We start from the raw sequence: 25,215 nt of genomic DNA, 5'->3' as shown, positions 1-25,215 counted from the left end.
ATGGATGCATGGCGGGTCGATGGGTCAGGCAGGCCGCTCCCTGGATGCCGCGACCCTGAGGGCCTTCACCCTCTGGGAAGGGGCGCTGATGCTGGTGCTGGGGGTTCTGGCGCTCCTCTTCCCCCTGGTGGCTTCCCTCTGGGTCACCGTGGTGGTGGCGCTGCTGTTCCTGGTGGGCGGGCTGGTGGGCTGGATCAACAACCTGATGCGGGCCCGGCTGCTCAGCCCCTGGCTCGCCTTCTGGAGGCTGGTGGTGTCCACCCTCTTCGTGCTCGCCGGCCTGGCGATGATCAGGCAGCTGGCCTCCGGTCCGGTCGGCGCGGCGGCCCCTGTGGCAACCCTGGCGCTGGCGATCGGGGTGGTGTTCCTGGTGGAAGGGCTGGTGGCCCTGGTGGTGTCCCTGGCCCACCGTCAGATTCGTGGCTGGGCCTGGGGACTGCTCAATGGGATCGTGACGCTGGTGCTGGGTGTGCTGATCCTCCGGCTGCCGGAGGCTGCGCTGCTGAGCGTGCTCGGCATCCTGGTGGGGATCAGTTTCGTGTTCAGTGCCGTGGATCTGCTCAGCTTCAGCGCCAGCTTCCACGCCGATCAGGGCTGATCAGTCCTGATCACCCGCTTCACTCGAGGGCCCCGGCTCGCTGTCCTGTTCCGGATCGTCCAGGGGTAGGAGCCAGATCGAACCGGTCTCCTGATGGATCTCGATCCGGAACTCCTGGCCGGGCTGCAGCCCCATCCGGCGGGTGTAGGCATTGCCGATCAGCAGGTTGCCGTTGCCGTGCACCCGCGTGCGGAACTCGGCCTGGCGCCCCTTGGCGTGGCCCCCGCCCACCTCGGCTGAGGCCAGACCCCCCGGCACCGGGTAGCCCTTGGCCGCCACGAGAGCGCGGTAAAAGCTCTTCCTCAGCACCCGCCCACTGGGCCCCACGTAGCCGCAGGCCCGGGCGATCTGATCGTCCGGCTGGTTGCTGAGGGCACGGGCCCGGTCCAGCAGGGCCTTGCCCTCCAGCATCTGCGTCGGACCACCGCCACCCGTGCGAGCCATGGCTGGAGACCTGGAAAACGCATGCATAGTGAGATTGTGCCCATGACCGGCTGTCATCGGCAACCGGAACAGCAGCGCGGCTGCCGCTGGGGGTGGGAACTCAGGGCAGGGTCAGAGGAGATAGAGCAGGCCATACAGCACCACCCAGATGCCGTCCACGAAGTGCCAGTAGAGCTCGGCGGCTTCCAGGCCGAAGTGGTTGCGGGCCGAGATGCGGCCGCCGCTGCGGCACTGGAACGCCACGATGGCGATGCAGATCACCCCCAGGGTCACGTGCAGACCGTGAAACCCGGTGAGGGCATAGAAGGTGCTGGCAAAGAGATTGTCGGTGAGGCCAAAGGGCAGTGAGAAGTACTCCAGCATCTGCCCACCGAGGAACGTGGCCCCCAGCCCGGCCGTGATCAGCAGCCAGGCCTGGCAGGCCCCGAGGCGGTTGGCCCGGCATTCGCGCCCCGCCCGGTGGAAGGTGAAGCTGCTGAGCAGCAGCAGCACGGTGTTGATGGTCGGCATCAACAGCTCCAGCTCGTAGGTGCTGCCGGCTGGGAGAGGGTTGACGGCGCGGAAGGTGAGGTAGGCCGCGAAGAATCCGGCGAACGTCATGCCATCGGCCACCAGGAAGGTGGTCAGCCCGAACATGCGCACGTCGGCATGGCCGTGGCTGTCGCCGTGATCGGAGCTGGACGCCAGCAGGGCGTCGTCGGTGGGATTGGGGGTGGTGGTCGTCATGGGGTGCCCTCCCGGGGGATGCCGTAGCCGTAGGGCTCGGTGACAAGGGGTGCTTCACCCCGCCAGTTCTCCACGGGTGGGGGTGAGCTGGTGAGCCATTCCGGGGTGCGGGCGTTCCAGGGGTTGTCCCCTGCTTCCTCACCGCGGATGGCCGTGATCACCACGTTCACCAGAAGCGGCAGGGTGCTGATCGCCATGATCAGGGCCCCCACACTGCTCAGCTGGTTGAGGCTGGTGAAGGCGGGGTCGTATTCGGCCACACGGCGAGGCATGCCATTGAGGCCGAGCCAGTGCTGCGGCAGGAAGCAGAGCTGGAAGCCGATCATGGTGAGCACGAAGTGGAAGCGGCCGAGATCTTCATTGAGCAGACGTCCCGTGAACTTGGGATACCAGTGGTAGAGGGAGGCAAAGATCACAAACACCGTGCCTCCGTAGACGATGTAGTGGAAGTGGCCGACCACGTAGTAGGTGTCGTGAACGTGGATGTCGAAGGGAACCTGAGCCAGGGTGATGCCTGTGATGCCCCCGAAGACGAAGTTGAGAATGAAGCCGCAGGAGAAGAGCATGGCCGAGTTCAGCGCAATCTTCCCTCCCCAAAGGGTCGCAATCCAGTTGAAGAATTTGATTCCGGTGGGAACGGCAATGAAGGATGTCGCGATCGTGAAGAACAGTCGCATCCAGGGCGGTGTACCGCTCGTGAACATGTGGTGGGCCCAGACGATCAACCCGAGAAAGACGATCGCCATGATGGAATAAACCATCGTGGTGTAGCCGAACAGGGGCTTGCGGGCATGCACCGGGAGAATCTCGCTCACCAGGCCGAATGCCGGCAGAACCATGATGTAGACGGCGGGATGGGAATAGAACCAGAAGAGATGCTGGTAAACAACCACATTGCCTCCCAGCACCGGATTGAAGAAGCCCGTGTGCGCAATGATGTCGAAGCTGAGCAGGATCAGCACACCGGCCAACACCGGGGTGGAGAGCACCACCAGCAGGCTGGTTCCCAGCATGGCCCAGCAGTACATCGGGAGTTGCATCATCTTCAGCCCGGGCCTGCGCAACTTGAGGACCGTGGCGATGAAGTTCACGGCGCCAAAGATCGAGCTTCCTCCAAGCAGCAGCACGCTGAGAATCCACACCACCTGGCCAGCTGCCGGTGTCGTGAGGCTGAGCGGCGGATAGGCCGTCCAGCCCGATTGGGCAGCTGCTCCGGCCAGAAAATAGCTGCTGATCAGCAGGATTCCGGCTGGCGGAATCATCCAGAACGCCACCGCATTCAATCGCGGAAAGGCCATGTCCCTGGCACCCACATAAAACGGGATCAGGTAATTGCCAAAGCCTCCGTTCACCACGGGCACGATCCACAGGAAAATCATCACCGTGCCGTGCAGGGTGAGCACCTCGTTGTAGGTGTCACGGCTGACGAAGTCGGCCATGGGGCTGACCAGTTCGGTGCGGATCACCCCAGCGAGGGCGCCTCCGACCAGATAGAAGAGGAAGCCGCAGACCAGGTACTGCAGGCCGATCACCTTGTGGTCGAGGCTGAAGCTGAGGTAGCGCAGCCAGCCTGTGGGTTGAAGGCCCGTGGGCAGGGGACTGGGACTGGCGAGGGTCATGGGGATCGGAGGAGTCGGCTCCGGACGTCAGGCGAGCGGCAGGGAGCTGGTGCAGGGGAAGGATGCCGGTCAGAGCGGCTGCCCGCGGGTGCACGGGCGGATGGTGGGCGACGGGGTCCAGTCATGTGCTGGTGAGGGGCGTGTTCTGCGCTCTCCAGGCCTCGAAGGCCTCGGGTTCGTGCACCACCACGGTGGAGCGCATGCCGCCGTGGTAGGCGCCACACAGTTCGGCGCAGACGATCGGGTAGCTGCCGGGCCGGGTGGCGGTGAAGGACAGGACGGTGGTCTGGCCGGGGATCACGTCCTGCTTGAGCCGGAACTGCGGCACCCAGAAGGCGTGAATCACGTCGCGGGCTTCCATGCGGAGTTCGACGGGCTGGCCCAGGGGGACATGGAGTTCACCACTGGTGATGCCGTTGTCGGGGTAGTGGAAGATGAAGGCGAACTGCATGGCCGTCACCTCCACCGGCAGGGTGGGAAGGGGCGCCGCTCCATTCACCGTCGTGGCTGCGGGATCAGCCGCCGTGGTGGCGGGCCCGATGCCTCCCCAGATCCGGGGGGCTGGCGTCGGTGCGGAAGCCATGGCCCCGTGATCCATAGCTTCATGGCCCATGGCGGCATGGTCCATGGCCGCATGGTCCATGAGGGGCGCCATCCCTCCCATCCGTTCGTAGATGTCGTAGCTGTAGATACCGACAAACAGCACGACCACGGCCGGAATGGCCGTCCAGACGATTTCGAGGGGAAGATTGCCCTCGATGGCGATGCCGTCAGCCCCGTCACCGGGAGGCCGCCGGAAACGCATCAGGCTGTAGATCAGCACGATCGCGACACCCAGGAAGAGGGTGGTGCCAATGCTGAATAAAACCTTAAAGAGTGAATCGTAGGTGGCCGCATTGCTGCTGGCGTCAACCGGAAGCAAGTTGACTCGATTCCCCACCAGCAGCCCTGTCGCCACAAGGCCTGCACTGGCCAGGGCTGTGGTCACGGCGGTGCGGATTTGCACGGAGTTTTCGGTACTGGGTTTCAGCCTATGGGCAGGGGCCGCGGATTGCGAGGCCGGCCTGCGGGATGATGGCGATTGGAACATTCTTGTCCGCTTTCATCGCCATCCCAGTGGCTGAATGTGGCGAATCCCGGATGTGAGCAAATCGCCATCCCGGCACAGCGACACCATCGCTACGGTGTCACGACTTCGCCGCGACCCGCCGCATGCCAGCCGGCCTCGGGCCCTCCTTTCCGCCGCCATCACCACTGGCTTCCGTCGGGCTGGTGCGCAGGCTTGAACGACTCAGTGGCCATCTGGTGGTGGCCCTGGTGGTGCTGGTGGTGATCGGAGGCGCCACCCGTGTCATGGAAGCCGGACTCGCCTGCCCCGACTGGCCTCTCTGCTACGGCACGCTGCTGCCCGGCCGCCAGATGAACCTCCAGGTCTTCCTGGAGTGGTTCCATCGGCTCGATGCGTTCGTCGTGGGGATCGCCCTGCTGGTCCTCGCCGCGGTGAGCGTGTTCGCCCGTCGCCGCCTGCCGCCGTGGCTGCCGCCCCTCTGTCTGGCGGCCCTGCTGCTGGTGGCGGTGCAGGGCGGGCTCGGGGCCCTCACGGTGATCCAGCTGCTGCCGGCCGCCCTGGTCACCGCCCACCTGGCCACGGCCCTGCTGCTGGTGGCCCTCGTCAGTGGCATGCACCAGGGCCTTCGCGTGACGGCCGCGGCGCTTCCAGGAGCCCAGCAGGCTGCCCCGCAGGCACGGGGCCTGGCCGTGGCCGCGATGGTGGTGGGTCTGATGGTCTTCACCCAGTGCCTCCTCGGCGGTGCCATGGCCAGCCAGTGGGCCGCCGACCGCTGTGTCGGCCTGGGCGAGGCCTGCCGCTGGCTGCTGTTTCACCGCCGCATGGCGCAGGTCTCCGCTCTGGCGGTCCTCCTGCTGGCCGGGACGGTCCTGCTCCGCTCCCGCGGCTGGGGGATCCGCTGGCTCGGCATCACGGCAGGCGCCCTGGTCCTGGCCCAGGTCGGTCTGGGGGTGAGCACCCTGAGGCTCGGCCTGGCCGTGCCGGCGCTCACGATCGGCCATCAGCTGGTGGCCGTTCTGCTGGTGGCCGTGATCGCCGCGGTGGTGGGCCATGGCCTGGCCATGACGGCCCCGGGGCCGATGTCCGCAGATGCTTCCTTCGCTGAGGTGATCCATGGTTAGTGCCACGGTCCTGTCCATGGCCAAGCCGGCGGTGCGCCCGTCGGTGCAGTTGCCCGCCTGGCTGGAAGTCGCCAAGCCCCGCCTGATCCCCCTTCTGCTGGCCACGACCCTGGCGGGCATGGCGGTGAGTGGCGGGACCATCGCCCCGGGCATGGCCGTCTGCACCCTGGTGGGCGGGGCCCTGGCCTCCGCTGCGGCCGGGGTTCTGAACTGCCTCTGGGAGCAGGATCTCGATGGCCGCATGCAGCGCACGAGCCGCCGTGCCCTGCCCTCGGGCCGTCTGGCCCAGCGTCAGGCCTTCGCCCTGGCGGTGGCGCTCACCCTGGTGTCTGTGGTGGTGCTGCTGATCGGGGTCAATGCCCTGGCGGCCAGCCTGTCGCTGCTGGGCCTCTGCAGCTATGTGCTGCTCTACACGGCTCTGCTCAAGCCGCGCACACCGCAGAACATCGTGATCGGCGGGGTGGCGGGGGCGATCCCCCCGCTGGTGGGGGCGGCGGCCGCCAGCGGCCAGCTGGGACTGGCCAGCTGGTGGCTGTTCAGCCTGGTGATGGTCTGGACCCCTGCCCACTTCTGGGCTCTGGCTCTCCTGCTCCGGGAGGACTACCGCTCGGTGGGCATTCCGATGCTGCCGGTCGTGCACGGCGTCGTCGTCACGGCCCGGGCGATCCGCGGCTACGCCTGGCTCACGGTGGCGCTGAGCCTCGCCGGCGTCTGGCTGCTCCCCTCGGGTGGGCTCTTCTACGGCCTGCTGGTCCTGCCCTTCAATGGCCGTCTGCTCCAGCTGGTGCGGGCCCTGGAGGTCCAACCCGAGGATCCCAGGGCGGCCCGCTCCCTGTTCCGCTGGTCGATCTTCTATCTCTTCGGCATCTGTCTCCTGCTGCTGATGGCCCGGCTGCCGATGGCCGAGCCGCTCTCCATCCCCCTCGCGGCACTGCCTACATTGGTCGGCTGATCTGCGGGCATGGGCTGGGATGGCCAACGGAGAGGGGCGCTGGTGATCGAAATCGCAGACCTCCGCAAGGGTTACGGCACTGGCCCCAGACGGGTTCAGGCCCTCGACGGCCTGTCGCTCTCGGTCCCCGCCGGCAGTCTCTACGGCTTGCTCGGACCGAATGGAGCCGGCAAGACCACCACCCTGCGGATCCTCTGCACCCTGCTGGCCCCCGATCAGGGGTCGGTCCGGGTGGCCGGCGTCGATCCCCTCACCGATCCGCGGGCTGTGCGCCGCCTGCTCGGCTACGTGGCCCAGGAGGTGGCGATCGACAAGATCCTCACCGGTCGGGAACTGCTGCAGCTGCAGGGCGATCTGTACCACCTCAAACCCGCTGGGCGGGATCGGCGCATCGAGGAGCTCGTCGCGTTGCTCGGCATGGCCGACTGGATCGACCGCCGCTGCGGCACCTACTCCGGGGGGATGCGGCGACGCCTCGATCTGGCTTCGGGACTGCTGCACGCCCCCCAGGTGCTCGTTCTCGACGAGCCCACCGTGGGGTTGGACATCGAGAGCCGTGCCGCCATCTGGGACGTGCTGCGGCGTCTGCGCGACGGCGGCACCACCGTGTTGCTGAGCAGCCACTACCTCGAGGAGGTGGATGCCCTGGCCGACCGTCTGGCCATCCTCGAAGCCGGTCGGGTGATCGCCGAAGGCACTCCGTCGGAACTCAAGGATGCCCTCGGGGGCGATCGGGTCACCCTGCGGGTGCGGGAGTTCAGCGACGCGGAGGAGGCCTCCCGGGTCCAGGACCTGCTCCGCGGCTGCCAGGGGGTGCGCCAGGTGGTGGTCAACCGCGCCCAGGGCTATTCCCTCAACCTCGTGGTGGAGCACGGGGGCGTGGTGGAGCAGCTGCGTCGCCAGCTGGCCCAGGCCGATCTGCCCGTCTTCGCCCTCGCCCAGAGCCGTCCGAGCCTGGATGATGTCTACCTCCAGGCCACCGGGCGCACCCTGATGGACGCCGAACTGGCCGTCGCCGGGATCCGCGATCCCAAGGCTGAACGCAAACAGAGCATGCGCTGACCTGCCATGACCACCGCCTCTTCGTCCATCCCCGCCACGGGGGACGCTCCCGATGCCCGGGGCTCGGCCTTCGCCGAGATCAGCCAGGAGACCCTGGCGCTGACCCGTCGCCTGTTCGTGCAGCTCCAGCGCCGGCCCTCCACTCTGATTGCCGGGGTGCTGCAGCCGCTGATCTGGCTGATCCTGTTCGGGGCCCTGTTCGCCAAGGCTCCGGCCGGCCTGCTGCCCGGCGGCGTGAGCTATGGCCGCTTCCTCGGGGCGGGCGTGATCGTGTTCACGGCCTTCAGCGGGGCTCTGAATGCGGGGCTCCCGGTGATGTTCGATCGGGAGTTCGGTTTCCTGAACCGGCTGCTGGTGGCACCCCTGCGCTCCCGCAGCTCGATCGTGCTGGCCTCGGTGCTCTACATCACGGCCCTGAGCCTGGTGCAGAGCCTCGCCATCATGGGAACGGCGGCCCTGCTGGGATACGGCTGGCCGGGCGGGAATGGCCTGCTCCTGGTGCTGGTGACCCTGTTGCTGCTGGTGTTTGCCGTCACGGCCCTGAGCCTCGGTCTGGCGTTTGCGCTGCCGGGCCACATTGAGCTGATTGCCGTGATCTTCGTCGCGAACCTGCCCCTGCTGTTCGCGAGCACGGCCTTGGCACCGATTTCCTTCATGCCGGCGTGGCTGGGCTGGCTAGCGGCCCTGAATCCCCTTACCTTCGCGATTGAACCGATCCGTGCCGCCTACGCCGGCAACCTCTCCCTTACGGCCGTGGTGCTTCAGGCTCCCTACGGAGATCTGAATGCTGCCACCTGTCTGGCGGTGCTGGCGATCCTGGCGGGCGGGCTGTTCGCGTTGATCCGGCCCCTGCTGGATCGCAAACTCACCTGACGAGCCGCCACCGTGCCCCGACCACCCCGCTTCCCCGTGCCAGCCCGGCCCGATCTGGAGGGTCGCCTGCTGGGGGCGGTCGCCGAACGCGAGGCTGCCCAGGCCCGGCGTCTGGCTGACCAGCTGGTCCACCGCCGGGGTGTCGCCGCCCTCGAGCGCCTGATCCACCGCACCCTGAGCCGGAGCCAGGGTGAGGAGGCCAGGGATTGGCTGGCCGGCCTGGTCGGCCTTGCGGCCCCGGTGGCTGCTCAGTCTGTTGACCAGTGGGTGGACCAGGTTCTGGATCAGGTCGTCGCCCCCCGCGTCGAGCCGTTCCTGCAGCCTGAGCCAGCCGACGAGACCGACCGCTCCACGCCTGACTCCGGTGCGATGGCTGCTCTGCAGGACACCCTGGGGGTCGGGTTCGCTGCTTCGGAGGCCTTCGGCGAGGCCTCCTGGCTGCAGGATCTCGCCCGGGAGCAGGACGTGCTGGCCGGCATCCTGCGGGAGCCGGTCGCCCCCGCGGCGTCAGCGCCGTCGCCCTCGGCCCAGCAGCCCCTGATTCCCCGGCTGATGGCGGTGTCGCCGTCGCCGGTCTCCCGGCGCGCACCGGCACCGACCCCAGCCTCGCTGGCGCGGCTGCGGGCCTGGCTCCACGATGACGATGTTCTGCCGGAGGCCAGCTGAGCCGTGGCCCCTGCGCCCATCCCCAGCGGCCTGATCGTGTCGGTTCAGGCGCCGGAGGGATCCCCGATGCGTCATCCCGAGGTGATCGCGGCCGTGGCGGAGACCTGTCTGCTCCAGGGAGCCACGGGAGTCCGGCTGGAAAGTCCCGAGCACATCGGCGCCGTGCGGCGTCGTTGCCCACACGCCCTGATCGTGGGGCTCTGGAAGCGAACCTACCCCGACAGCCCGGTGTACATCACCCCGGGCTGGGAAGAGATCCGGGCTGTCTGGGCCGCCGGTGCCGACGTGGTGGCCATCGATGCCACCGACCGCCCGAGGCCGGCGGGGGCTGATCTGGCCGCGCTGATCGAACGGGCCGCCGCCGAGCTGGGGAGTCCGCTGATGGCCGATGTGGATTCGGTCCAGAACGGCCTGCGGGCTGCGCAGCTCGGCTGTGCCTGGGTCGGCACGACCCTCTACGGCTACACCGAGGAGACGGCCGGCCAGGCCCCGCCGGCCTGGGATCTGCTGGGCCCGCTGCGCCGCCAGTTGCCTCAGTCGGTGAGCCTGATCTGCGAGGGGGGGATTGGCTCGGCCGCCGAGGCCTGTGCCGCGCTGGAGCAGGGGGCCGACGCGGTGGTCGTGGGCACGGCGATCACCGGCGTCGACCTGCAGGTGGCTGCCTACGTGGGGGCGATGGCGAAGGCCAGGGCCTGACGCAGGGAAAAGGCTGGGCCTGAGCGCCAGGGCTGGGTGCAGCCCTGGCCGGCGATCACATCATCCCGGGCATCCCCATACCGCCCATACCGCCCATGCCACCCATACCGCCCATGTCGCCACCGGGGGCCGGGGGAGCTGGCGGTTCCGGCTTGTCGGCGATGACCGCCTCGGTGGTGATCAGCAGCGAGGCGATGGACACGGCGTCCTGCAGGGCCAGGCGGGTCACCTTGGCCGCATCGATGATCCCTGCCGCCATCAGGTCTTCGTAGACACCGGTCTGGGCGTTGTAGCCCTTGCCGCTGCTGAGCACGGCGGCACTCACGATCGAGCCGTCGATCCCCGCGTTGACGGCGATCTGCTGGAGCGGTTCGGCGAGGGCGCGCTGCACGATCTCCACACCGGTGCGCTCATCGCCCTGGGAGGCGGCCGCCAGTTCCGTGAGGTCCTGGGTCAGCTGAAGCAGGGTGGTGCCGCCCCCGGCCACGATGCCCTCCTCCACGGCGGCACGGGTGGCGTTGAGGGCATCTTCGATCCGCAGTTTGCGGTTCCGCAGCTCGGTTTCCGTGGGCGCTCCCACCTTGATGACCGCCACGCCGCCGGCAAGTTTGGCGATCCGTTCGGTGAGCTTCTCGCGGTCGTAGTCGGAGTCGGTGTTGTCGAGCTCGCGCTTGATGGAGGCCACCCGGTCGGCCACGGCCGCCTGGTGGTCATCGGTGGCCACGATCGTGGTGCTGTCCTTGGTGATGGTGATGCGACGCGCCTGGCCGAGGTCGGGGAGGAGGGCCTTGTCCAGGGTCATGGCCTGGTCCTCGCTGATCACCGTGGCCCCGGTCAGGACGGCGATGTCCTGCAGATAGGCCTTGCGCCGGTCGCCGAAGGAGGGGGCCCGCACGGCAGCCACCTGCAGCACGCCACGGTTCTTGTTGACCACCAGGGTGGCCAGGGCTTCGCCCTCCACCTCCTCGGCCAGGATCAGCAGGGGGCGCCCACTCTTGGAGACGGCCTCCAGCACCGGCACCAGGTCGTTGATCGAGCTGATCTTCCGGTCGGTGATCAGGACCAGGGCGTTGTCAAAGACGCACTCACGACGCTCCTGATCGGTGATGAAGTACGGCGAGCTGTAGCCACGGTCGAAGGCCATCCCCTCGGTGATCTCCAGCTCGGTGGCCAGGGAGGTGGATTCCTCGACGGTGATCACCCCATCGGCGCTCACCTTGCCCATCGCGTCGGCGATCATCCCGCCGATCTCCTCGTCGTTACCGGCGCTCACCGTGGCCACCTGACGAATCGCCTCGCCGGCCACGGCCTGGGCTTTGGCCGCGATGCCCTCAACGACCCTGGCCGCGGCCCGTTCCATGCCGCGGCGGACCCCCACCGGATTGGCTCCAGCGGCAACGTTGCGCATGCCCTCGCGCACCATGGCCTGGGCGAGGACCGTGGCGGTGGTGGTGCCATCACCGGCCTTGTCCTTCGTCTTGCTGGCGACCTGCTGCATCAGCTTGGCGCCGATGTTCTCGAAGGGATCCTCGAGGTCGATTTCCTTGGCGATGGTCACGCCGTCGTTGACAATGTCCGGGGCGCCGAACTTCTTCTCGAGCACCACGTTGCGCCCTTTCGGACCGATGGTGACCTTCACGGCATCGGCCAGGGCGTTGACACCCCGTTCGAGGGCGGCGCGGGATTCGTCGGAAAAGCTGACCAGCTTGGCCATTGGGTCGGAGAGGTGCCTTTATGAAAGATTCCCATGGCGACCGTTGCCCGGTCTGGTGGGGAAAGCCGAATGCAGCACGGGCCGAGAGGCCACCGGGCCGATAGGGTCTGGCCAGGGTTCGCTGGAGCCGTCGAAGGAGCCTTGGAGGAGCTGCTGCAGTCCGCGCTTGACACGGCCGCCGGGGAATCCATCGTCATGGACCCCACCGGCAGCGCCAACGCCATGGTGTTCGTGCTGGTCACGGCCCTCGGCTTGCTGATGGCCCTGATCTACGTGCCCCTGCGCCTGTACCTCACCCTCACCGCCCGCAGCAGGCGGCTGCGGCTGCTGCAGCGCATCCGGCGGCTGCGGGAGGAACTGGCCCAGCCGATCGGCGGCTAGGGCTCAGCGCATCACCATGCCGCCATCCACCTGCAGCACCTGGCCCGTCATGTAGGCCGCGGCCGGGTCGGCGGCCAGGAACCGCACGGCACCGGCCACTTCACTCGGGCTGCCCATCCGTCCCAGGGGAATGGCCTTGAGGATCGGTTCCTTGTCGAGTTCGGCGGTCATGTCGCTCTCGATGAAGCCTGGGGCCACCGCATTGACGGTGACGCCCCGGGCGGCGAACTCGGCGGCATTGCTGCGCGTGAGGCCGATCACGCCGGCCTTGGCCGCGCTGTAGTTCGCCTGACCGGCGTTGCCGAACAGGGCCACCACCGAGGTGATGTTGATGATGCGGCCGCTGCGGGCCTTGAGCATCGGCCGGCTCACGGCCCGGGTGCAGAGGAAGACGCCGGTGAGGTTGAGGTCGATGACGCTCTGCCAGTCGTCGGTCTTCATCCGCATCAGCAGCCCGTCGCGGGTGATGCCCGCGTTGTTCACCAGCACATCCAGGCGGCCTTCCTTCTCAAGCACGGCCTTGACCATGGCCTCCACCTGAGCCTCGTCGGCCACATTGGCCTGGTGGGCCCAGGCCTGGCCACCGGCGCCCTGGATGGCCTCGACCACCGCCGTGGCGGCATCGGGGGAGCTGGCGTAGTTGACCACCACGGTGGCGCCCGCCGCCGCCAGTTCCCGGGCGATGGCGGCGCCGATCCCCCGACTCGCCCCTGTCACCAGGGCGACCTGACCGTCGAGGGACGTGGCGATGGCCATGGAACTGGGATGCGTCAGGGGCCGATCGTATGGCGACGCCCGGACGGCGCCTTCCCGGGCGGGCTCAGGCGAGGCCCAGGGCGGACAGGACTTCTGCGCTGGTCAGACCGTCGAGCTGACCGGCCCGGCCAAGGGCCTGGACACCCTGCCGGGAGGGCAGCGCCGAGGACGCCCGTCCGAGGGCCACCACCGGCAGACCCAGCAGAACCGCCAGCTCGATGCTGGCGGGATCGCTGGCCAGCACCACGTCCGCGTTGGCCATCCGCGCAGCCTGCTCGCGGATGGTTCCCGTGCCGCCCGCCAGCGTGCGCAGGTTCGGCAGGCTGCGGCGGATCAGGCCGGGGAGCTCCTGCCAGCGCTCCTGGGGCCAGTCGCCCTCGCCTCCGGCCGGGGCCAGCAGCAGCACCGGTCCGTCCCCCGAGGGCAGTTCGGCGGCCGCCTGACGCAACTCGGCAGGGGGGAGCGTGAGCCGGAAAACCTCGGCCTCCAGCCGCACGCCGATCGGCTGGAGCCAGGCCTCCCACGCCTGGCAGGGCCAGATCCCCTGCGGCTCCTTCACCCGCTCGGTGGCGGAGAACCCTCCGCTGGCGATGCGGCTGGGGATGTGGCTCATCGAGAGCATCAGATCCACCTGCCGTCCGCCGGCGCGGTTGATGCAGAGCTGGAAGTCGGGCTCGCGGATCGTGCCGAGCAGATTGGCCCAGTCGGCCAGGGTGCCGGCCTCGAAGTTGAACGGAACGGCGCGGCTGACTCCCGGATGGAGCCCCCAGAGGGGCACCGCCTCCGGTGGACAGACGATCTGGACCTGGGCCTGCAGCTGGTCGGCGACAGCGCCCACAGCGGGGAAGGCCTGGAGCTGAAGGCTGCTGTCGCCCGGGATCAGAAACAGGGCGCGCATTCAGGGGCAGGCACGGCGGCCTGATTGTATGGAGCCGTTCCGGACTGGCCTGTTCGCGGGAGACGCCTGTGCATCTGTTGATCGCCGCCGCCGGCAGCGGCCGCCGGATGGGTGCTGCCGGCAACAAACTGCTGATCGCCGTGGCCGGCAGGCCGGTGCTGGCCTGGTCGCTGGAGGCGGCCCTGGCCAGCCGGGCCATCCGCTGGATCGGCATCGTCGGCCAGCCGGTCGATGAGCTGGCCGTCCGGGCGATCGTCGCCGCGGCCCGCCCCGACCGTCCCGTGGTGTGGATCGTGGGCGGCGAGACGCGGCAGGACTCGGTGAGCCGGGGCCTGGCGGCCCTGCCGGCCGAAGCCACGGGGGTGCTGATCCACGATGGCGCCCGCTGCCTGGTGGAGCCGGAGTTGCTGGACCGTTGCGCCGCCGCGGTGGAGGCGGGCAGGGCCGTCATTGCCGCCACCCCCGTCACCGACACCATCAAGCAGGTGGATGGGGGCGGGGCCATCCTCGCCACCCCGGATCGCAGCGGCCTCTGGGCCGCCCAGACCCCCCAGGGATTTCCGGTCGCCCAGCTGCGCCAGGCCCATGCCACAGCGGCCCGGGAGGGTTGGAGCGTCACCGATGACGCGGCCCTGTTCGAGCGGCTGGATCTGCCCGTGGGGGTGCTGGAGGCGCCGCCTTCCAACATCAAGCTCACCACCCCCTTCGATCTCGTCGTGGCTGCCGCGGTGCTGGCCTCCAGGCGCGGTGAGCTCGCTGGACCGGAGCGGTGAGCTAACCCAGCAGCCGCAGCACGCCCGCATCGGCATCGAGCCGCGCTCGCCAGCCCAGCGGCAGCGCCCCGTTGCCGGGCTCATGGCCCACCGGCAGGCCGGCGAGTATGGGGATGCCCAGGTCACCCGTCCGCTCCCGAAGCACCTGTTCGAGGCTGAAGCGACGTGGCGGCCTGGCCTCTGCGGCGCTCTCCCCGGGCTCCGGGGCAGGACCGGGCTCGTCGCAGCCGCTGAACTGACCGAGGCCGATCCCGGCGAGCTGCTGCAGGGCTCCGCAGAGGCGCCAGTGGGTCAGCATCCGGTCGATGCGGTAGGGGGCTTCGCCCACGTCCTCCAGGATCAGGATCGCGCCCCGCAGGTCGGGCAGGTGGGGGGTGCCCAGCAGATGCGTGGCCACGGTGAGGTTGGCGGCCAGCACCGGGCCCTCGGCCACCCCGCCGCGCCACCCCAGCCCGACCAGATCCGCCACCGGTTCGCCGAACAGCAAGGCCCGCAGCCGCTCGCGGCTCCACGGGGGTTCCGCCGCCAGGGTGGTGAGCAGGGGGCCGTGCACCCCTCCTGCGTTGCCCTGGGCGAGCTGGGCCCAGAGCAGGGAGGTGACATCGCTGAATCCCAGCAGCCAGCGCGCCGGCAGCGCCAGGGGGTGCTCCAGCAGCCGGGCCGCGCCCCAGCCGCCCCGCAGGCAGGCCAGCAGCTCGGCCCCGACTTCGCCGGCGCGGGTCAGGTCCGCCCGGCGCTCCGCGTCCCTCCCGGCCAGGTAGCCCCAGGAGCGCTGGTGGAGAGGTCGGCGCTCCACGACCAGTCCCCAGCTCTCCAGCACGGCGATCCCGGCCTCGAGGCGGCCGAGGTCCGCCGGATCCGGCAGGGCCGAGCTGGCCGCCGCCAGGGCCACGCGATCCCCTTCCCTCAGGGGCCTGGGCTGGTGGGCGGGCAGGTTCACGGCAGCCGGCCCAGCACGAGGGCCAGCAGGAGCAACCCCCCCAGCCAGACCTGGTGGCTGAAATGGCGGCCGAAGTCGCCGCGGCCCAGGCCGGGGCGCCGCAAGCTCCAGCCCTCCCGAAGCATGCCCAGCGCGGCGACGGCGAAGACGAGCCAGCTCGCCGGGGCCAGACCCCTCAAACCAGCGGCCAGGGCGAGCGCCAGCGCCGTGGCCGCGTAGCAGAGGCTCACCACCAGGGGGGCACGCCGGCCCAGACTCAGGGCACTGCTGCGGATGCCGATGGCGCGGTCATCGTCGTGATCGGCCATGGCGTAGACGGTGTCGAAGCCGAAGGTCCACAGCAGGGTGGCCAGCCAGGTGAGTGCCAGTGGCCAGCCGCCCGCCAGCGATCCGGTGGCGGCGGCCCAGGGGATCAGCACCGCAAAGCCCCAGCAGAGGGCCAGCACCAGCTGGGGGTAGGCGAACCAGCGCTTGGCGGAGGGGTACAGCAGCACCGGGGGGAGGGCGGCCATCGCCAGGCCCAGGCAGAGCCCGCGGCTCTCCCCGGGGAGGCCCCACAGCACCACCGCCAGGCCCGCCGCCAGGCTGATCGCGAGCAGCATCAGGGCCTCCAGGGTTCCCACCCGCCCCGCCGCCAGCGGCCGGGTGCGGGTTCGCTCCACCAGGGGGTCGATGCGGCGATCCCACAGGTCATTGGCGATGCAGCCGGCGGCGCTCACCGCCAGGCCTCCCACCACGATGGCCGCCACCAGGGCCGGGGGGGGCGGCACCGCAGGCAGCAGCCAGAGGCTCCAGCCGGCCGGAATCAACAGGATCAGCCGACCGCTGGGCTTGTGCCAGCGCACGAGCTCGAGCCAGGCCCCCAGCCTGCTGACGACGCCTCCGCCCCCCCTGCTGCGGCCCGCTGGGCCGAGCTCCGCCTTGCCCATGCCGTCTCCCCCTTGTGACGACGCCCCTTGTGACGACGTCGGGGCGAAGGCTAGGCCTGCTGCCGGGACCGGCCGCGCCGCACCGGTCACCGGGGAGTGGCAAACTGACGCCGCCATGGCTGCCCTCAGTTCGATGGCCCAGACCCCAACCCCCCAGCGGGCAGATCGGCGGCGGGTGGCGGCCATCGACATCGGCACCAACTCGATCCATCTGCTGATTGCGGAGGTGGATGAGCAGCTGCGCAGTTTCTCGGTGCTGCTGGCGGAGAAGGCCACCACCCGCCTCGGGGAGCGTGACCCGGAAACGGGCGACCTCAGCGCGGAGGCGATCGAACGGGCGTTCCGTACCCTCCGCCATGACAGGGATCTGGCCGAGAGCCACGGCGTCGAGCAGATCGTCACGGCCGCCACCAGCGCCGTTCGCGAGGCCCCCAACGGCCGCGAGTTCCTCCAGGTCCTGCATGATCAGCTCGGACTGCCGGTGGAGCTTGTGAGCGGGCCCGAGGAGGCCCGCCTGATCTACCTGGGGGTCCTCTCCGGCATGGCCTTCGGGGACCATCCCCACATGATCATCGACATCGGCGGGGGCTCCACCGAACTGGTGCTCGCCGACGGTCGCGACGCCCGCACCCTCTCCAGCACCCGCATCGGCGCGGTCCGCCTGCAGCGGGAGTTCTGCCAGGTCGAGCCGTTGCCTCCCGAGCAGCGCTCCTTCCTCCAGGCCTACATCCAGGGAGCGCTGGACCCGGCGGTGGCGGAGCTGCGAAGGGCCCTGCGACCGGGCGAGGCGCCGCGGCTGGTGGGCACCAGCGGAACGGCCATGGCCCTGGCCGCCCTCGCGGCCGCCGAAGACGCCAAGCCCGCCCTGAAGCTGCAGGGCTACCGCCTGTCGAAGGAGCGGATCGACCAGCTCGTCGCCCAGCTGGTGGTGATGACCCCGGAGCAGCGCCGCGGCCTGGCGGCCATCAACGAACGCCGGGCTGAAATCATCGTGCCGGGATCCCTGATCCTGCAGACCGCGATGGGCATGCTCGGCGCCCGGGAGCTGATCGTCTGCGATCGGGCTCTGCGGGAGGGGCTGATCGTCGACTGGATGCTCCGCAACCACCTGCTCGGCGATCGCTTCTCCTTCCAGAGTTCGATCCGGGAACGCACCGTGCTGCACCTGGCCCAGAGCTATGGCATCGACCGGGACCGGGCCGATCGCGTCGCGGGCCATGCCCTGAGCCTCTACGACCAGACCCGCGGACTCCTGCATGACGACAGCGGCGACGGGCGGGCGCTGCTGTGGGCTGCGGCCCAGCTCCACACCTGCGGAAAGAGCATCAACATCTCGGCCTATCACAAGCACACCTGGTACCTGATCCGCCACGGCGAGCTCCTGGGCTATTCCGAACCCGAACATCTGATGGTCGCGGCCATCGCCCGCTACCACCGCCGCGGCCTGCCGAAGAAGCGGCATGAGTCCTGGCAGCTGATCGAAGGGCGTGAGGAGCGGCGCACGGTCGCTGCGATGGCGCTGCTGCTGAGGCTCGCCGCCGCCCTCGACCGGCGGCCGGCTGCGGTGATCGAGGCGATCCGTGTGCTGCCTGCCGAGGCGGGGGTGCTGGAGGTGGAGCTGATCCCGCTGGAAGCACCACCGGGCGAAGCTCCCGGGGAGCTGAGCCTGGAGCGCTGGAGTCTGCGGTCCTGCGCCGAGACCGTGGCCCAGGCCAGTGGGCTGGAGCTCAGGGTGCGGGAGCCCTGAACCGGTGCCAGGTCACCTTGTCAATGGTGCCCAGGGGTCTGGCTTGCGCTCCACCCACCGTCACGTCCACCAGATCGGGCCGGCCGGCGAGCACCAGCAGCTCCCCGTCCTTGAGCGGGAAGGTCTGTTCTCCCTCAAGGGTGCCGCGGAAGAGGCTGGTGCCTGAGCTGGTGCGGACCTCGATCCAGCTGGGCTGGCGGGCCTGAAGGCGCAGGGCGGCTGCGGGCGTCGCCGTTCCCGCCACCGCTGCTGTTGACGTCTCTGCAGAGGACGACTCTGCTGCTGGGCTCGCCGGTCTGCCGACGGGCTCCAGGCCAGCCGGCTGGCGTGGGAAGGGCAGGGCCAGCGGGGGCACCAGGCCCCGCTGCTGCAGCGCCACAGCGCCGCTGACCAGTCCGGCCGCCAGGGCCAGCCCTCCGAGCGCCCTGACGGGCACCCTGGTCCGGTCGTGGCGGGCCGGTCGGGACGACGACGCGGTGGGCGGACTGCCTGGGCCGTCGCGGTTGGGCCTGGCGGCGGCGAAGCCCTCGCTGCGGCGCAAGGCCAGGATCGGCCCATCGATGTCCACCCCAAGGCTGCAGGCCACCCGTCGGGCCTGGGCGATGACGAAGACCGGCTCCGGCAGGGCACTGCTGTCGGCGGCTTCAAGATGCTGAAGCTGCTCGGGTCCCATGTTCAGACGCCCGGCCAGCTCCTCGATGCTCAGACCCTGCTGCAACCGGGCTTCCTGCAGGCACTGGCCCAGGCGCTGCAGTTCCGGGTTGGGGTCTGCGCTCATGGGATCGTCAGGATCCAGGTGGAGAGGGAGGAGTTGGCTCTGCCGGCCAGGGTTGCAGCTCAGGCCCTGAAGCGCAAGCCGGAAGGGCTCCTCGCCGGGGGAGTGGCCAGGGCTTCGTGGAGGTGCAGGCCTGCTGGAATGGGCAGAGCGGCTGGGGGATGGAGGCCTGCTGGGGAGTGCAGGGTGGAGATGGGCGATACTGGATTCGAACCAGTGACCCCTTCCGTGTGAAGGAAGTGCGCTACCGCTGTGCTAATCGCCCGTCGGTCGGAAGGGTCCGTAGCGAACTGTCCCGACGCGATCGAGCTTAAAACACGGCCGGGGCCGCCTCCCGTAGCGGCGCCCCATCAGCTCCCCCATCGGCGAACATGGGCCCATCTCCGCCGGGACCTGTGAGCACAGCCGCTGACGCCAGCCCTGATCGACCGGCCTGCCCCCCGCCCGACCGTCCCCCGGCAGAGCCCTCCGGCAAGGCGCCAGAGCCCTCCGGCAGGTCGGCAGACCCCGCGCTCGACCCAGGCCTGGAACCCGGCATGGTCGATGTGCTGATCGTCGGTGGCGGTGTCTGCGGCACGGCGCTGCTGTTCGAACTCGCCCGCTACACCGACTTGAAGCGGATCGCGCTCCTGGAGCGCTACGACCGGCTTGCCGCAGTCAACTCCCGCGCCACCAACAACAGCCAGACCATCCACTGCGGCGACATCGAGACCAACTACACCCTCGAGAAGGCGTTGCGGGTCAAGCGGACCGCCGAGATGATCGTGCGCTACGCGGAGCTGCTCGATCCCCCGACTCGCGAGCGGTGTGTGTTCCGCACCCCGAAGATGGTGCTGGGCGTGGGGGAGACGGAATGCGCCTTCCTGCGGGAGCGCTTTCAGCGCTTTTCACCCCACTTCCCGGCGATGGAGCTCCTCGAGAAGGAGGAGATTGCGGCATGGGAGCCCCGGGTCGTCCTGGTGGACGGTGATCCCCGTCCGGAGGAGCTGGTGGCCATCGGCATCCGCAGCACCTACACCGCCGTGGACTACGAGGCCCTCACCGCTTCGTTCGTCGATCAGGCCCGGGCTGCGGCGGTGGAAACCGACCGGCGGGTGGACCTGCACCTCGGCACCACGGTCACCCGGATCACGCCCGATGGGGAGGGCTACCGGGTTGCGGTGGCGCCGACGGCCGGCTGCAGCGCTGCATCGGCCCTGCCCGCCGGCGAGATCCGGGCCCGCCATGTGGTGGTGAACGCCGGCGCCCACAGCCTGCTGATGGCCCAGTCCATGGGCTTTGGCCTCCAGTACGCCTGCCTGCCGGTGGCCGGCAGCTTCTACTTCACGCCGGATCTGCTCAGGGGGAAGGTCTACACCGTTCAGAACGACAAGCTGCCCTTCGCGGCCATCCATGGCGATCCGGATGTGCGGGCGCCGGGCAAGACGCGCTTCGGCCCCACGGCCCTGCTGCTGCCCCTGCTGGAGCGTTACCGGCCGGCCTCCTTCTGGGAGTTCCTGCGGGTGCTGCGGCTTGACTGGGCGGTGCTGGCGGTGCTGTGGCAGCTGCTGCGGGTCGCCGACATCCGCGACTACATCATCAAGAACCTCCTGTTCGAGGTGCCCTGGCTGCGGCGGCGGCTCTTCCTGGCGGATGCCCGCAAGATCGTGCCCTCCATGCGCCTCGAGGATCTGCGTTTCGCCGAGGGCTACGGCGGGGTCCGCCCCCAGCTGATCGACAAGCAGCAGCGGCGGTTGCTGCTGGGGGAGGCCAGCATCCCCGCCCGCCCCGGCCTGGTGTTCAACGTGACGCCATCGCCTGGAGGGACCTGCTGCCTGGGCAATGCGGCCCGTGATCTCGAGGCCATCGTCCAGCGTCTGGGTTGCCGCTTCGATCGGGCCCGGTTCGAGCGGGAGCTCTACGGCGATGCTCTGCCGAGCTCAGACGCCGCCCCTGAACAGGTGGTTGTGGCTGGCTGAGTAGAGCCTGGAGCGGGCCTCCCGGCTGGCCGCCAGGGCAGGACTCACGACATAGAGGGTGGTGCGGATCAGGGCCCGTTCCCGGCTGACCTCGGCCATGGCCGTGAGGGGGACCACCTGGAGCCACTGGTCCGGCCAGCTGACGCGGTAGCCGATCGCCACGGGGGTGTCGGGGGGGTAATGGCGCAGGAGTTCGGCCTGCACCTCCTCCACGTGGCGGGCACTCAGGTAGAGGCAGAGGGAGGCGCGCAGCGCGGCGAGCCGCGCCAGGGACTCGCTCTCGGGCACGCCCGTGCGTCCGCCGGCGCGTCCCAGCACGATGGTCTGCACCAGACCCGGAATCGTCAGTTCCTGCTGCAGCGCCGAGGCCGCCGCCTGGTAGGCACTCAGACCCGGCACCACCTCCACGGCCAGGCCAGCGTCGGCCAGCCGGCAGATCTGCTCCGCCAGGGCGCCGTAGAGACAGGGATCGCCATCGTGGAGGCGCACCACCCTGCGGCCGGCCAGGGCCCGTTCCACCACCATGGCCATCACCTCCTCGAGGGTGAGGGTGCTGGTGCGGATGCGCTCGCAGCCGGCTGGGGCCAGGGCCGCGATCTGGGGATTGACCAGGGAGTCGGTCCAGACGAGCACCTCGGCCTGCTCGATCAGCCGCATCGCCCGCAGGGTGAGGAGATCCGGGGCACCGGGACCGGCCCCGACGATCCAGACGGTGGGTTGGGCGTCCGGCCGGTTGGATCCGTTCAACGGCTCAGTCCGCTGGGGTCCGGGAGGCTACCCCGGCGGCCATAGAGCCACCAGAGTCCGAGGGCGCCCAGGGCGATCAGCAGCAGACTGACCACCTGGGCCATCCGCAGACCGCCTGCGCAGAACGGCGGCTGGGAGAAGAGGCAGAGGGGATCGATCCGCAGGCCCTCGATCCAGACCCGACCCGTGCTGTAGGCCATCAGGTACACACAGCTGAGGCTGCCGGCGGGGAGGCTGAGGCGGCCCCGCTGGCCGAGGCGGAACAGCACCAGCAGCAGGGCGCAGACCCCCACGTTCCAGAGGGATTCGTACAGGAAGGTGGGGTGGAAATACATCTGTTCGATGAATTCCGCCGGACGGTTCTCCAGGGGTATCCGCAGCTTCCAGGGGAGCTGGGTGGGTAGGCCGAACGCCTCGGAATTGAAGAAGTTGCCCCAGCGCCCGATGGCCTGGCCCAGGGCCACCGCGGGCATCAGCACGTCCAGCAGGGGCCAGAACGCCTGACGGCGCCAGCGGCAGTAGAGGATCGTGGTGAGGGTGCCGCCGATCAGGGCGCCGTGGATGGCGATGCCCCCCCGCCAGATGGCCAGGGCCTCAGCCGGGTTGGCCGCGTACTGATGCCATTCGAGGGCCACGTAGTAGGCCCGCGCACCGATCACGGCGCCGAGCACCAGCAGGGGCAGCAGGTCGGCGATGAGGGCTGGTTCGATGCCGCGCTGCCTGCCCAGCCGGGTGGCGAGGGTGAGACCGGCCAGCACGGCCAGGGCGATCAGCAGGCCGTACCAGCGCAACGCCAAGGGGCCCAGCTGGAAGACCAGGGGCCCCGGAGAGGTGAAGGCGAAGGAGAGGCTCAACGGGTCCCGGTCGCGAACGAGGTCGGATCAGCTGGATCAGTCGGATCAGTCAGATCAGACGATGCCTTCGGCCGCCTGCACCTTCTCCACCTGACGCTTCTTGAGCACCAGCATGATCTGGGCCACAGCGATGGCCGCGAAGAAGGCGAGCAGGCCGTAGATCCGCACCGGATTCTGGAGCACCACCTCGGCATCCATCTGGCCGAAGCCCCCCACATTGGGGTCGTTGGTCAGAGGCGTGCCGGCGGCGACGGCATCGCCGACCGAGGCGATGATGCTGGGCCCTGCCGGAATGGTCTCCTCGACCGTGACCCCGTCGGTTCCGGTGATCGCCACCACGGTGGCACCGCCGTCGCCGGGGGTGATGGCGGCCACGGTGCCGGCCACGGAGGCGGTGTAGAGGGTGTTGTTGGTCTTTTCACCGGTCGGGTAGACCTGGCCGCGGCCCCGGTTGCCGCCCACGTGCAGCTGGTACTTGCCGAAGTGGATGCTGCTGTCCTGGGCCGGGTCCGGGGAGAGCACGGGGAAGACGATCTCCTGGTGCTGATCGCCGGGCAGGGGGCCGACCAGAAGAATGTTGGGCTGGTCGTCGGAATACTGGGTGTAGTAGATGCCGGCGGTCTCCTCCTTGAGCTCATCGCTGAGCCGCTCCTGGGGGGCGAGGGTGAAGCCATCGGGGAGCATCACCACGGCACCCACATTCAGACCGGTGGCACTGCCGTCGCCGGAGACCTGCTGGACGCCGGTGTCATAGGGAATCTCCACCACGGCTTTGAACACCGTGTCGGGGAAGACGGCCTGGGGCACTTCCACCCGGGTGGCCTTCTTGGCCAGGTGGCAGTTGGCGCAGACGATCTTGCCGGTGGCTTCGCGCGGATTGGCGTAGTTCTGCTGGGCCCAGAAGGGATAGGCCCAGCTGGGGCTGGCGGCACCGATCAGAACGGTGAGGCCCAGAAGGGAGCCCAGCAGACGGGAGAGGGAGCGGCGCATCACAGGAAGGGCGACAGGGGCAGAGGGGGAAAGCGGATCAGACCCACCAGGGCTTGTCGCCGTTGCGGAAATCGGTTTCCGTCCACTGGCTCAGGAACACGTTGTCGTTCTCGACGGAGACGTGGGCCAGCGCCAGGGAGAGGGGGGCCGGCCCTCGCACGACCTTGCCGGTGGCGTCGTACTGGGAGCCGTGGCAGGGGCACATGAACTTGTTCTGGCCGCTGTTCCAGGGCACCACGCAGCCGAGGTGGGTGCAGATGGCGTTGATCCCGTAGCTGCCGATGGCATCGGCACCCTCGACGATCAGGTAGGTGGGGTCGCCCTTGAGGCCCTGCACCAGGCTGCGGTCGCCCTCCTTGTGGCTGCTCAGCCAGCCGCTGGCGGTCACGGCGTTGCCCAGCTCGTCCTTGGCGGCGGTCCCGCCACCGCTGCCGGCGGCCTTGGGCGGGATGAAGTAGTTGACCACCGGATAGAGAGCCCCCAGGGCCACGCCGGTGACCGACCCGAAGGTCAGCAGGTTCATGAACTGCCGACGACCCATTCCGGGCACATCACCGCTTGAGGCGCTCGCTGGCATCTGGGTCATACGGGGCGGCTTGGAAGGCCACAGCAACGTGGCGGCCACATTAAGGCCTGCCCTGTCCCGCCCGCTTCCGGGCCGGCGGGTGCGGCAGGCACTGCAACAACCCGTTGCGGAGCGCCGCTGTGCCAGTTTCTGCTGGTATTCCCGCAGCAGACGCGGCCCATGGACCCGGCGGTGGATCCCCAGGCTCCCCTCACCTCCGAGGAGCTGATCACCCTGCTGCGGGCCCGCTGGCAGGCGAGCTACGACCTGCAGCTGGTGCAGCGGCGCGGGCGGTTCTACCTGCAGGTCATGTGGGCCTATCTGGAGCAGCAGTCCTTTCCCCTCACGCCGGAGGCCTATGGGGCCAAGCTCGAGGAGCTGGCCGGTCTGCTCAATGGCCTGGGCGTGGCGGGACAGGTGCGCCACTGGCTGAGCACCACGGCCGAGCGGCCCCGTCTCGGCCGCGCGATGGGGCTGGCCCTGGAGCTGCCGCCGGAGCGGGCCAGCGAATTCCTGCTCTAGGGCTGGGGTGGCCCTCCGGAGCTGGCGGATCAGTCGGCGCCGGAGGGGCGCAGCTGCTCGGTGAAGGCCACCAGCCCGACCCCCACCAGATACAGGCCGGAGATGGCACCGGTGAGCAGCAACATGGTGACCGGGTCGGTCGAGGGGGTCAGCACCGCTCCCCCCAGGGCGGCGAGGACCACCACCCAGCGCCAGGCGGCCAGCATCCGGCGGGCGCGCACCAGGCCCAGGGCTCCCAGCAGCAGCTGCAGCACCGGCAGCTGGAAGGCCAGGGCGGTGGCCACCATCAGCAGCAGCACGAAGTCGAGGTAGCGCTCGATCGACCAGCTGGGCTCGACGACGTCGGCCCCATAGCTCACCAGAAACCGCAGCGCCGCGGGCACCAGGGCCCACCAGGCGAAGGCCAGCCCGGCGGCAAAGAGGAGGGCCGATCCCGCCACGGCCGGGGCCACCAGGGCCCGCTCGCGCCGGGTGAGGCCGGGGAGCACGAAGGAGAGCCCCTCGTAGAGGATGTAGGGCAGGGCCAGGATCAGGCCGGCATAGCCGGCGACCTTGAGCGAGACGAACAGGAATTCGCCAGGCGCGAGCTGCAGGAAGCGGATCCCGTCGGCCGGCATTTCCAGCAGCTTCACCAGCGGTTTGACGCCTGCCAGGCAGACCGCCGCCCCCAGCAGCAGGGCCAGGAGGCTGCGCAGCACCCGGCGCCGCAGTTCCTCCAGATGCTCCATCAGGCTCATCTCGACCTCCCCGGGGAAGTCGTTGCGCTCCCCACCTCCCCCGCCGATGCGGATCGGTGGGGGGGGCGCCACCGGTCCAGGCGCAGATTGTTCGGAGGCGCTG

27 protein-coding genes and 1 tRNA gene are annotated in these 25,215 nt (G+C 69.5%); 12 read left to right on the top strand and 16 right to left on the bottom strand.

What is annotated here, in order from left to right; all coding sequences use genetic code 11:
* The first annotated feature begins 19 nt into the window (after window positions 1–19).
* Window positions 20–598, top strand: coding sequence for an HdeD family acid-resistance protein (locus ACLNEE_RS02430; RefSeq protein WP_411423490.1), 579 nt, complete (start codon window positions 20–22; stop codon window positions 596–598).
* Here ACLNEE_RS02430 and ACLNEE_RS02425 read toward each other — a convergent pair whose 3' ends face one another.
* The 4 genes from ACLNEE_RS02425 to ACLNEE_RS02410 all read right to left on the bottom strand — a co-directional run bounded on the left by ACLNEE_RS02425 (window position 599) and on the right by ACLNEE_RS02410 (window position 4,393).
* Entirely contained in the window at window positions 599–1,042 is a 444-nt protein-coding gene (locus tag ACLNEE_RS02425; protein WP_411423491.1) for an AbrB family transcriptional regulator, read from the bottom strand.
* Between the two features lie 111 nt (window positions 1,043–1,153).
* Window positions 1,154–1,768, bottom strand: a complete 615-nt coding sequence (locus ACLNEE_RS02420) for a cytochrome c oxidase subunit 3 (RefSeq protein WP_411423492.1) — start codon at window positions 1,766–1,768, stop codon at window positions 1,154–1,156.
* On the bottom strand, window positions 1,765–3,387 hold the full coding sequence (gene ctaD / locus ACLNEE_RS02415; RefSeq protein ID WP_411423493.1) for a cytochrome c oxidase subunit I: 1,623 nt from the start codon (window positions 3,385–3,387) through the stop codon (window positions 1,765–1,767). The genes ACLNEE_RS02420 and ctaD overlap by 4 nt, the downstream gene beginning before the upstream one ends.
* A gap of 121 nt (window positions 3,388–3,508) precedes the next feature.
* A complete protein-coding gene (locus ACLNEE_RS02410; protein WP_411423494.1) occupies window positions 3,509–4,393 on the bottom strand; it encodes a cytochrome c oxidase subunit II in 885 nt (294 codons plus the stop codon).
* Window positions 4,394–4,659: 266 nt separating this feature from the next.
* On the opposite strand from ACLNEE_RS02410, the gene ACLNEE_RS02405 reads away from it, so the two are divergent.
* From ACLNEE_RS02405 to ACLNEE_RS02380, 6 genes are read left to right on the top strand one after another with little or no spacing between them, the layout of a single operon-like run.
* Window positions 4,660–5,577: a COX15/CtaA family protein gene (locus tag ACLNEE_RS02405; RefSeq protein ID WP_412006738.1), complete on the top strand. Its 918-nt coding sequence runs from the start codon at window positions 4,660–4,662 to the stop codon at window positions 5,575–5,577.
* Window positions 5,570–6,529 carry a heme o synthase gene (locus ACLNEE_RS02400; RefSeq protein ID WP_411423496.1) on the top strand — a complete coding sequence of 320 codons (960 nt, stop codon included), beginning with the start codon at window positions 5,570–5,572 and terminating at the stop codon, window positions 6,527–6,529. Before ACLNEE_RS02405 ends, ACLNEE_RS02400 begins: the two co-directional genes overlap by 8 nt.
* Window positions 6,530–6,538: 9 nt before the next feature.
* Entirely contained in the window at window positions 6,539–7,591 is a 1,053-nt protein-coding gene (locus ACLNEE_RS02395; protein ID WP_411423497.1) for an ABC transporter ATP-binding protein, read from the top strand.
* Window positions 7,592–7,597: 6 nt separating this feature from the next.
* Complete coding sequence (locus ACLNEE_RS02390; RefSeq protein WP_411423498.1) at window positions 7,598–8,464, top strand: ABC transporter permease; 867 nt, start codon at window positions 7,598–7,600, stop codon at window positions 8,462–8,464.
* Between the two features lie 36 nt (window positions 8,465–8,500).
* Entirely contained in the window at window positions 8,501–9,130 is a 630-nt protein-coding gene (locus ACLNEE_RS02385) for a hypothetical protein (protein WP_412006737.1), read from the top strand.
* Window positions 9,131–9,133: 3 nt separating this feature from the next.
* Window positions 9,134–9,826: an N-acetylmannosamine-6-phosphate 2-epimerase gene (locus ACLNEE_RS02380; protein ID WP_411423500.1), complete on the top strand. Its 693-nt coding sequence runs from the start codon at window positions 9,134–9,136 to the stop codon at window positions 9,824–9,826.
* Window positions 9,827–9,881: 55 nt separating this feature from the next.
* Here ACLNEE_RS02380 and groL read toward each other — a convergent pair whose 3' ends face one another.
* Window positions 9,882–11,540, bottom strand: a complete 1,659-nt coding sequence (gene groL / locus ACLNEE_RS02375; protein WP_411423501.1) for a chaperonin GroEL — start codon at window positions 11,538–11,540, stop codon at window positions 9,882–9,884.
* Window positions 11,541–11,681: 141 nt separating this feature from the next.
* On the opposite strand from groL, the gene ACLNEE_RS02370 reads away from it, so the two are divergent.
* On the top strand, window positions 11,682–11,921 hold the full coding sequence (locus ACLNEE_RS02370; RefSeq protein ID WP_412006736.1) for a hypothetical protein: 240 nt from the start codon (window positions 11,682–11,684) through the stop codon (window positions 11,919–11,921).
* Window positions 11,922–11,924: 3 nt separating this feature from the next.
* Here the strand turns inward: ACLNEE_RS02370 and fabG are convergent, their stop codons facing one another.
* A complete protein-coding gene (gene fabG / locus ACLNEE_RS02365; RefSeq protein WP_411423503.1) occupies window positions 11,925–12,677 on the bottom strand; it encodes a 3-oxoacyl-[acyl-carrier-protein] reductase in 753 nt (250 codons plus the stop codon).
* A 64-nt stretch (window positions 12,678–12,741) separates the two neighbouring features.
* Entirely contained in the window at window positions 12,742–13,575 is an 834-nt protein-coding gene (locus ACLNEE_RS02360; RefSeq protein ID WP_411423504.1) for a glycosyltransferase family 9 protein, read from the bottom strand.
* A 68-nt stretch (window positions 13,576–13,643) separates the two neighbouring features.
* Between ACLNEE_RS02360 and ispD the strand changes: the two genes are divergently transcribed.
* Window positions 13,644–14,348: a 2-C-methyl-D-erythritol 4-phosphate cytidylyltransferase gene (gene ispD / locus ACLNEE_RS02355; protein WP_411423505.1), complete on the top strand. Its 705-nt coding sequence runs from the start codon at window positions 13,644–13,646 to the stop codon at window positions 14,346–14,348.
* Between the two features lies 1 nt (window position 14,349).
* Here ispD and ACLNEE_RS02350 read toward each other — a convergent pair whose 3' ends face one another.
* Together ACLNEE_RS02350 and ACLNEE_RS02345 are read right to left on the bottom strand one after the other, a co-directional pair.
* Complete coding sequence (locus ACLNEE_RS02350; protein ID WP_411423506.1) at window positions 14,350–15,288, bottom strand: S66 peptidase family protein; 939 nt, start codon at window positions 15,286–15,288, stop codon at window positions 14,350–14,352.
* Window positions 15,285–16,217: a 4-hydroxybenzoate polyprenyltransferase gene (locus ACLNEE_RS02345; protein ID WP_412006735.1), complete on the bottom strand. Its 933-nt coding sequence runs from the start codon at window positions 16,215–16,217 to the stop codon at window positions 15,285–15,287. The genes ACLNEE_RS02350 and ACLNEE_RS02345 overlap by 4 nt, the downstream gene beginning before the upstream one ends.
* Before the next feature lie 133 nt (window positions 16,218–16,350).
* On the opposite strand from ACLNEE_RS02345, the gene ACLNEE_RS02340 reads away from it, so the two are divergent.
* A complete protein-coding gene (locus tag ACLNEE_RS02340; protein WP_411423508.1) occupies window positions 16,351–17,964 on the top strand; it encodes a Ppx/GppA phosphatase family protein in 1,614 nt (537 codons plus the stop codon).
* On the opposite strand, the gene ACLNEE_RS02335 is transcribed toward ACLNEE_RS02340, so the two are convergent.
* Window positions 17,945–18,742: a helix-turn-helix domain-containing protein gene (locus ACLNEE_RS02335; RefSeq protein ID WP_411423509.1), complete on the bottom strand. Its 798-nt coding sequence runs from the start codon at window positions 18,740–18,742 to the stop codon at window positions 17,945–17,947. The two genes, ACLNEE_RS02340 and ACLNEE_RS02335, sit on opposite strands and share 20 nt — an antisense overlap.
* A 190-nt stretch (window positions 18,743–18,932) precedes the next feature.
* Window positions 18,933–19,004, bottom strand: a tRNA-Val gene (locus ACLNEE_RS02330).
* A gap of 130 nt (window positions 19,005–19,134) precedes the next feature.
* On the opposite strand from ACLNEE_RS02330, the gene ACLNEE_RS02325 reads away from it, so the two are divergent.
* Window positions 19,135–20,697, top strand: coding sequence for an FAD-dependent oxidoreductase (locus ACLNEE_RS02325; protein WP_412006734.1), 1,563 nt, complete (start codon window positions 19,135–19,137; stop codon window positions 20,695–20,697).
* Here ACLNEE_RS02325 and cobM read toward each other — a convergent pair.
* Genes cobM through petC form a run of 4 tightly spaced genes read right to left on the bottom strand, consistent with a single transcriptional unit; the run spans window position 20,659 to window position 23,865 of the window.
* Entirely contained in the window at window positions 20,659–21,444 is a 786-nt protein-coding gene (gene cobM / locus ACLNEE_RS02320; protein WP_411422184.1) for a precorrin-4 C(11)-methyltransferase, read from the bottom strand. The two genes, ACLNEE_RS02325 and cobM, sit on opposite strands and share 39 nt — an antisense overlap.
* Window positions 21,441–22,298, bottom strand: coding sequence for a prolipoprotein diacylglyceryl transferase (lgt, locus tag ACLNEE_RS02315; protein ID WP_411422185.1), 858 nt, complete (start codon window positions 22,296–22,298; stop codon window positions 21,441–21,443). The genes cobM and lgt overlap by 4 nt, the downstream gene beginning before the upstream one ends.
* Window positions 22,299–22,352: 54 nt before the next feature.
* Window positions 22,353–23,288, bottom strand: coding sequence for a cytochrome f (gene petA, locus ACLNEE_RS02310; protein ID WP_411422186.1), 936 nt, complete (start codon window positions 23,286–23,288; stop codon window positions 22,353–22,355).
* A 37-nt stretch (window positions 23,289–23,325) separates the two neighbouring features.
* On the bottom strand, window positions 23,326–23,865 hold the full coding sequence (petC, locus tag ACLNEE_RS02305) for a cytochrome b6-f complex iron-sulfur subunit (RefSeq protein WP_411422255.1): 540 nt from the start codon (window positions 23,863–23,865) through the stop codon (window positions 23,326–23,328).
* A 168-nt stretch (window positions 23,866–24,033) separates the two neighbouring features.
* On the opposite strand from petC, the gene ACLNEE_RS02300 reads away from it, so the two are divergent.
* On the top strand, window positions 24,034–24,375 hold the full coding sequence (locus ACLNEE_RS02300; RefSeq protein WP_411422187.1) for a DUF3067 family protein: 342 nt from the start codon (window positions 24,034–24,036) through the stop codon (window positions 24,373–24,375).
* Between the two features lie 29 nt (window positions 24,376–24,404).
* Here ACLNEE_RS02300 and tatC read toward each other — a convergent pair whose 3' ends face one another.
* The gene (tatC, locus tag ACLNEE_RS02295) at window positions 24,405–25,184 is read right to left on the bottom strand and encodes a twin-arginine translocase subunit TatC (protein WP_412006733.1); all 780 of its coding nucleotides are present in this window, start codon (window positions 25,182–25,184) and stop codon (window positions 24,405–24,407) included.
* Window positions 25,185–25,215 lie beyond the last annotated feature (31 nt).

It is taken from the genome of Aphanothece stagnina RSMan2012, assembly GCF_046764815.1.
Taxonomy (GTDB): Bacteria; Cyanobacteriota; Cyanobacteriia; order PCC-6307; family Cyanobiaceae; genus NIES-981.
This window is presented reverse-complemented; position numbering and strand designations above follow the sequence as displayed.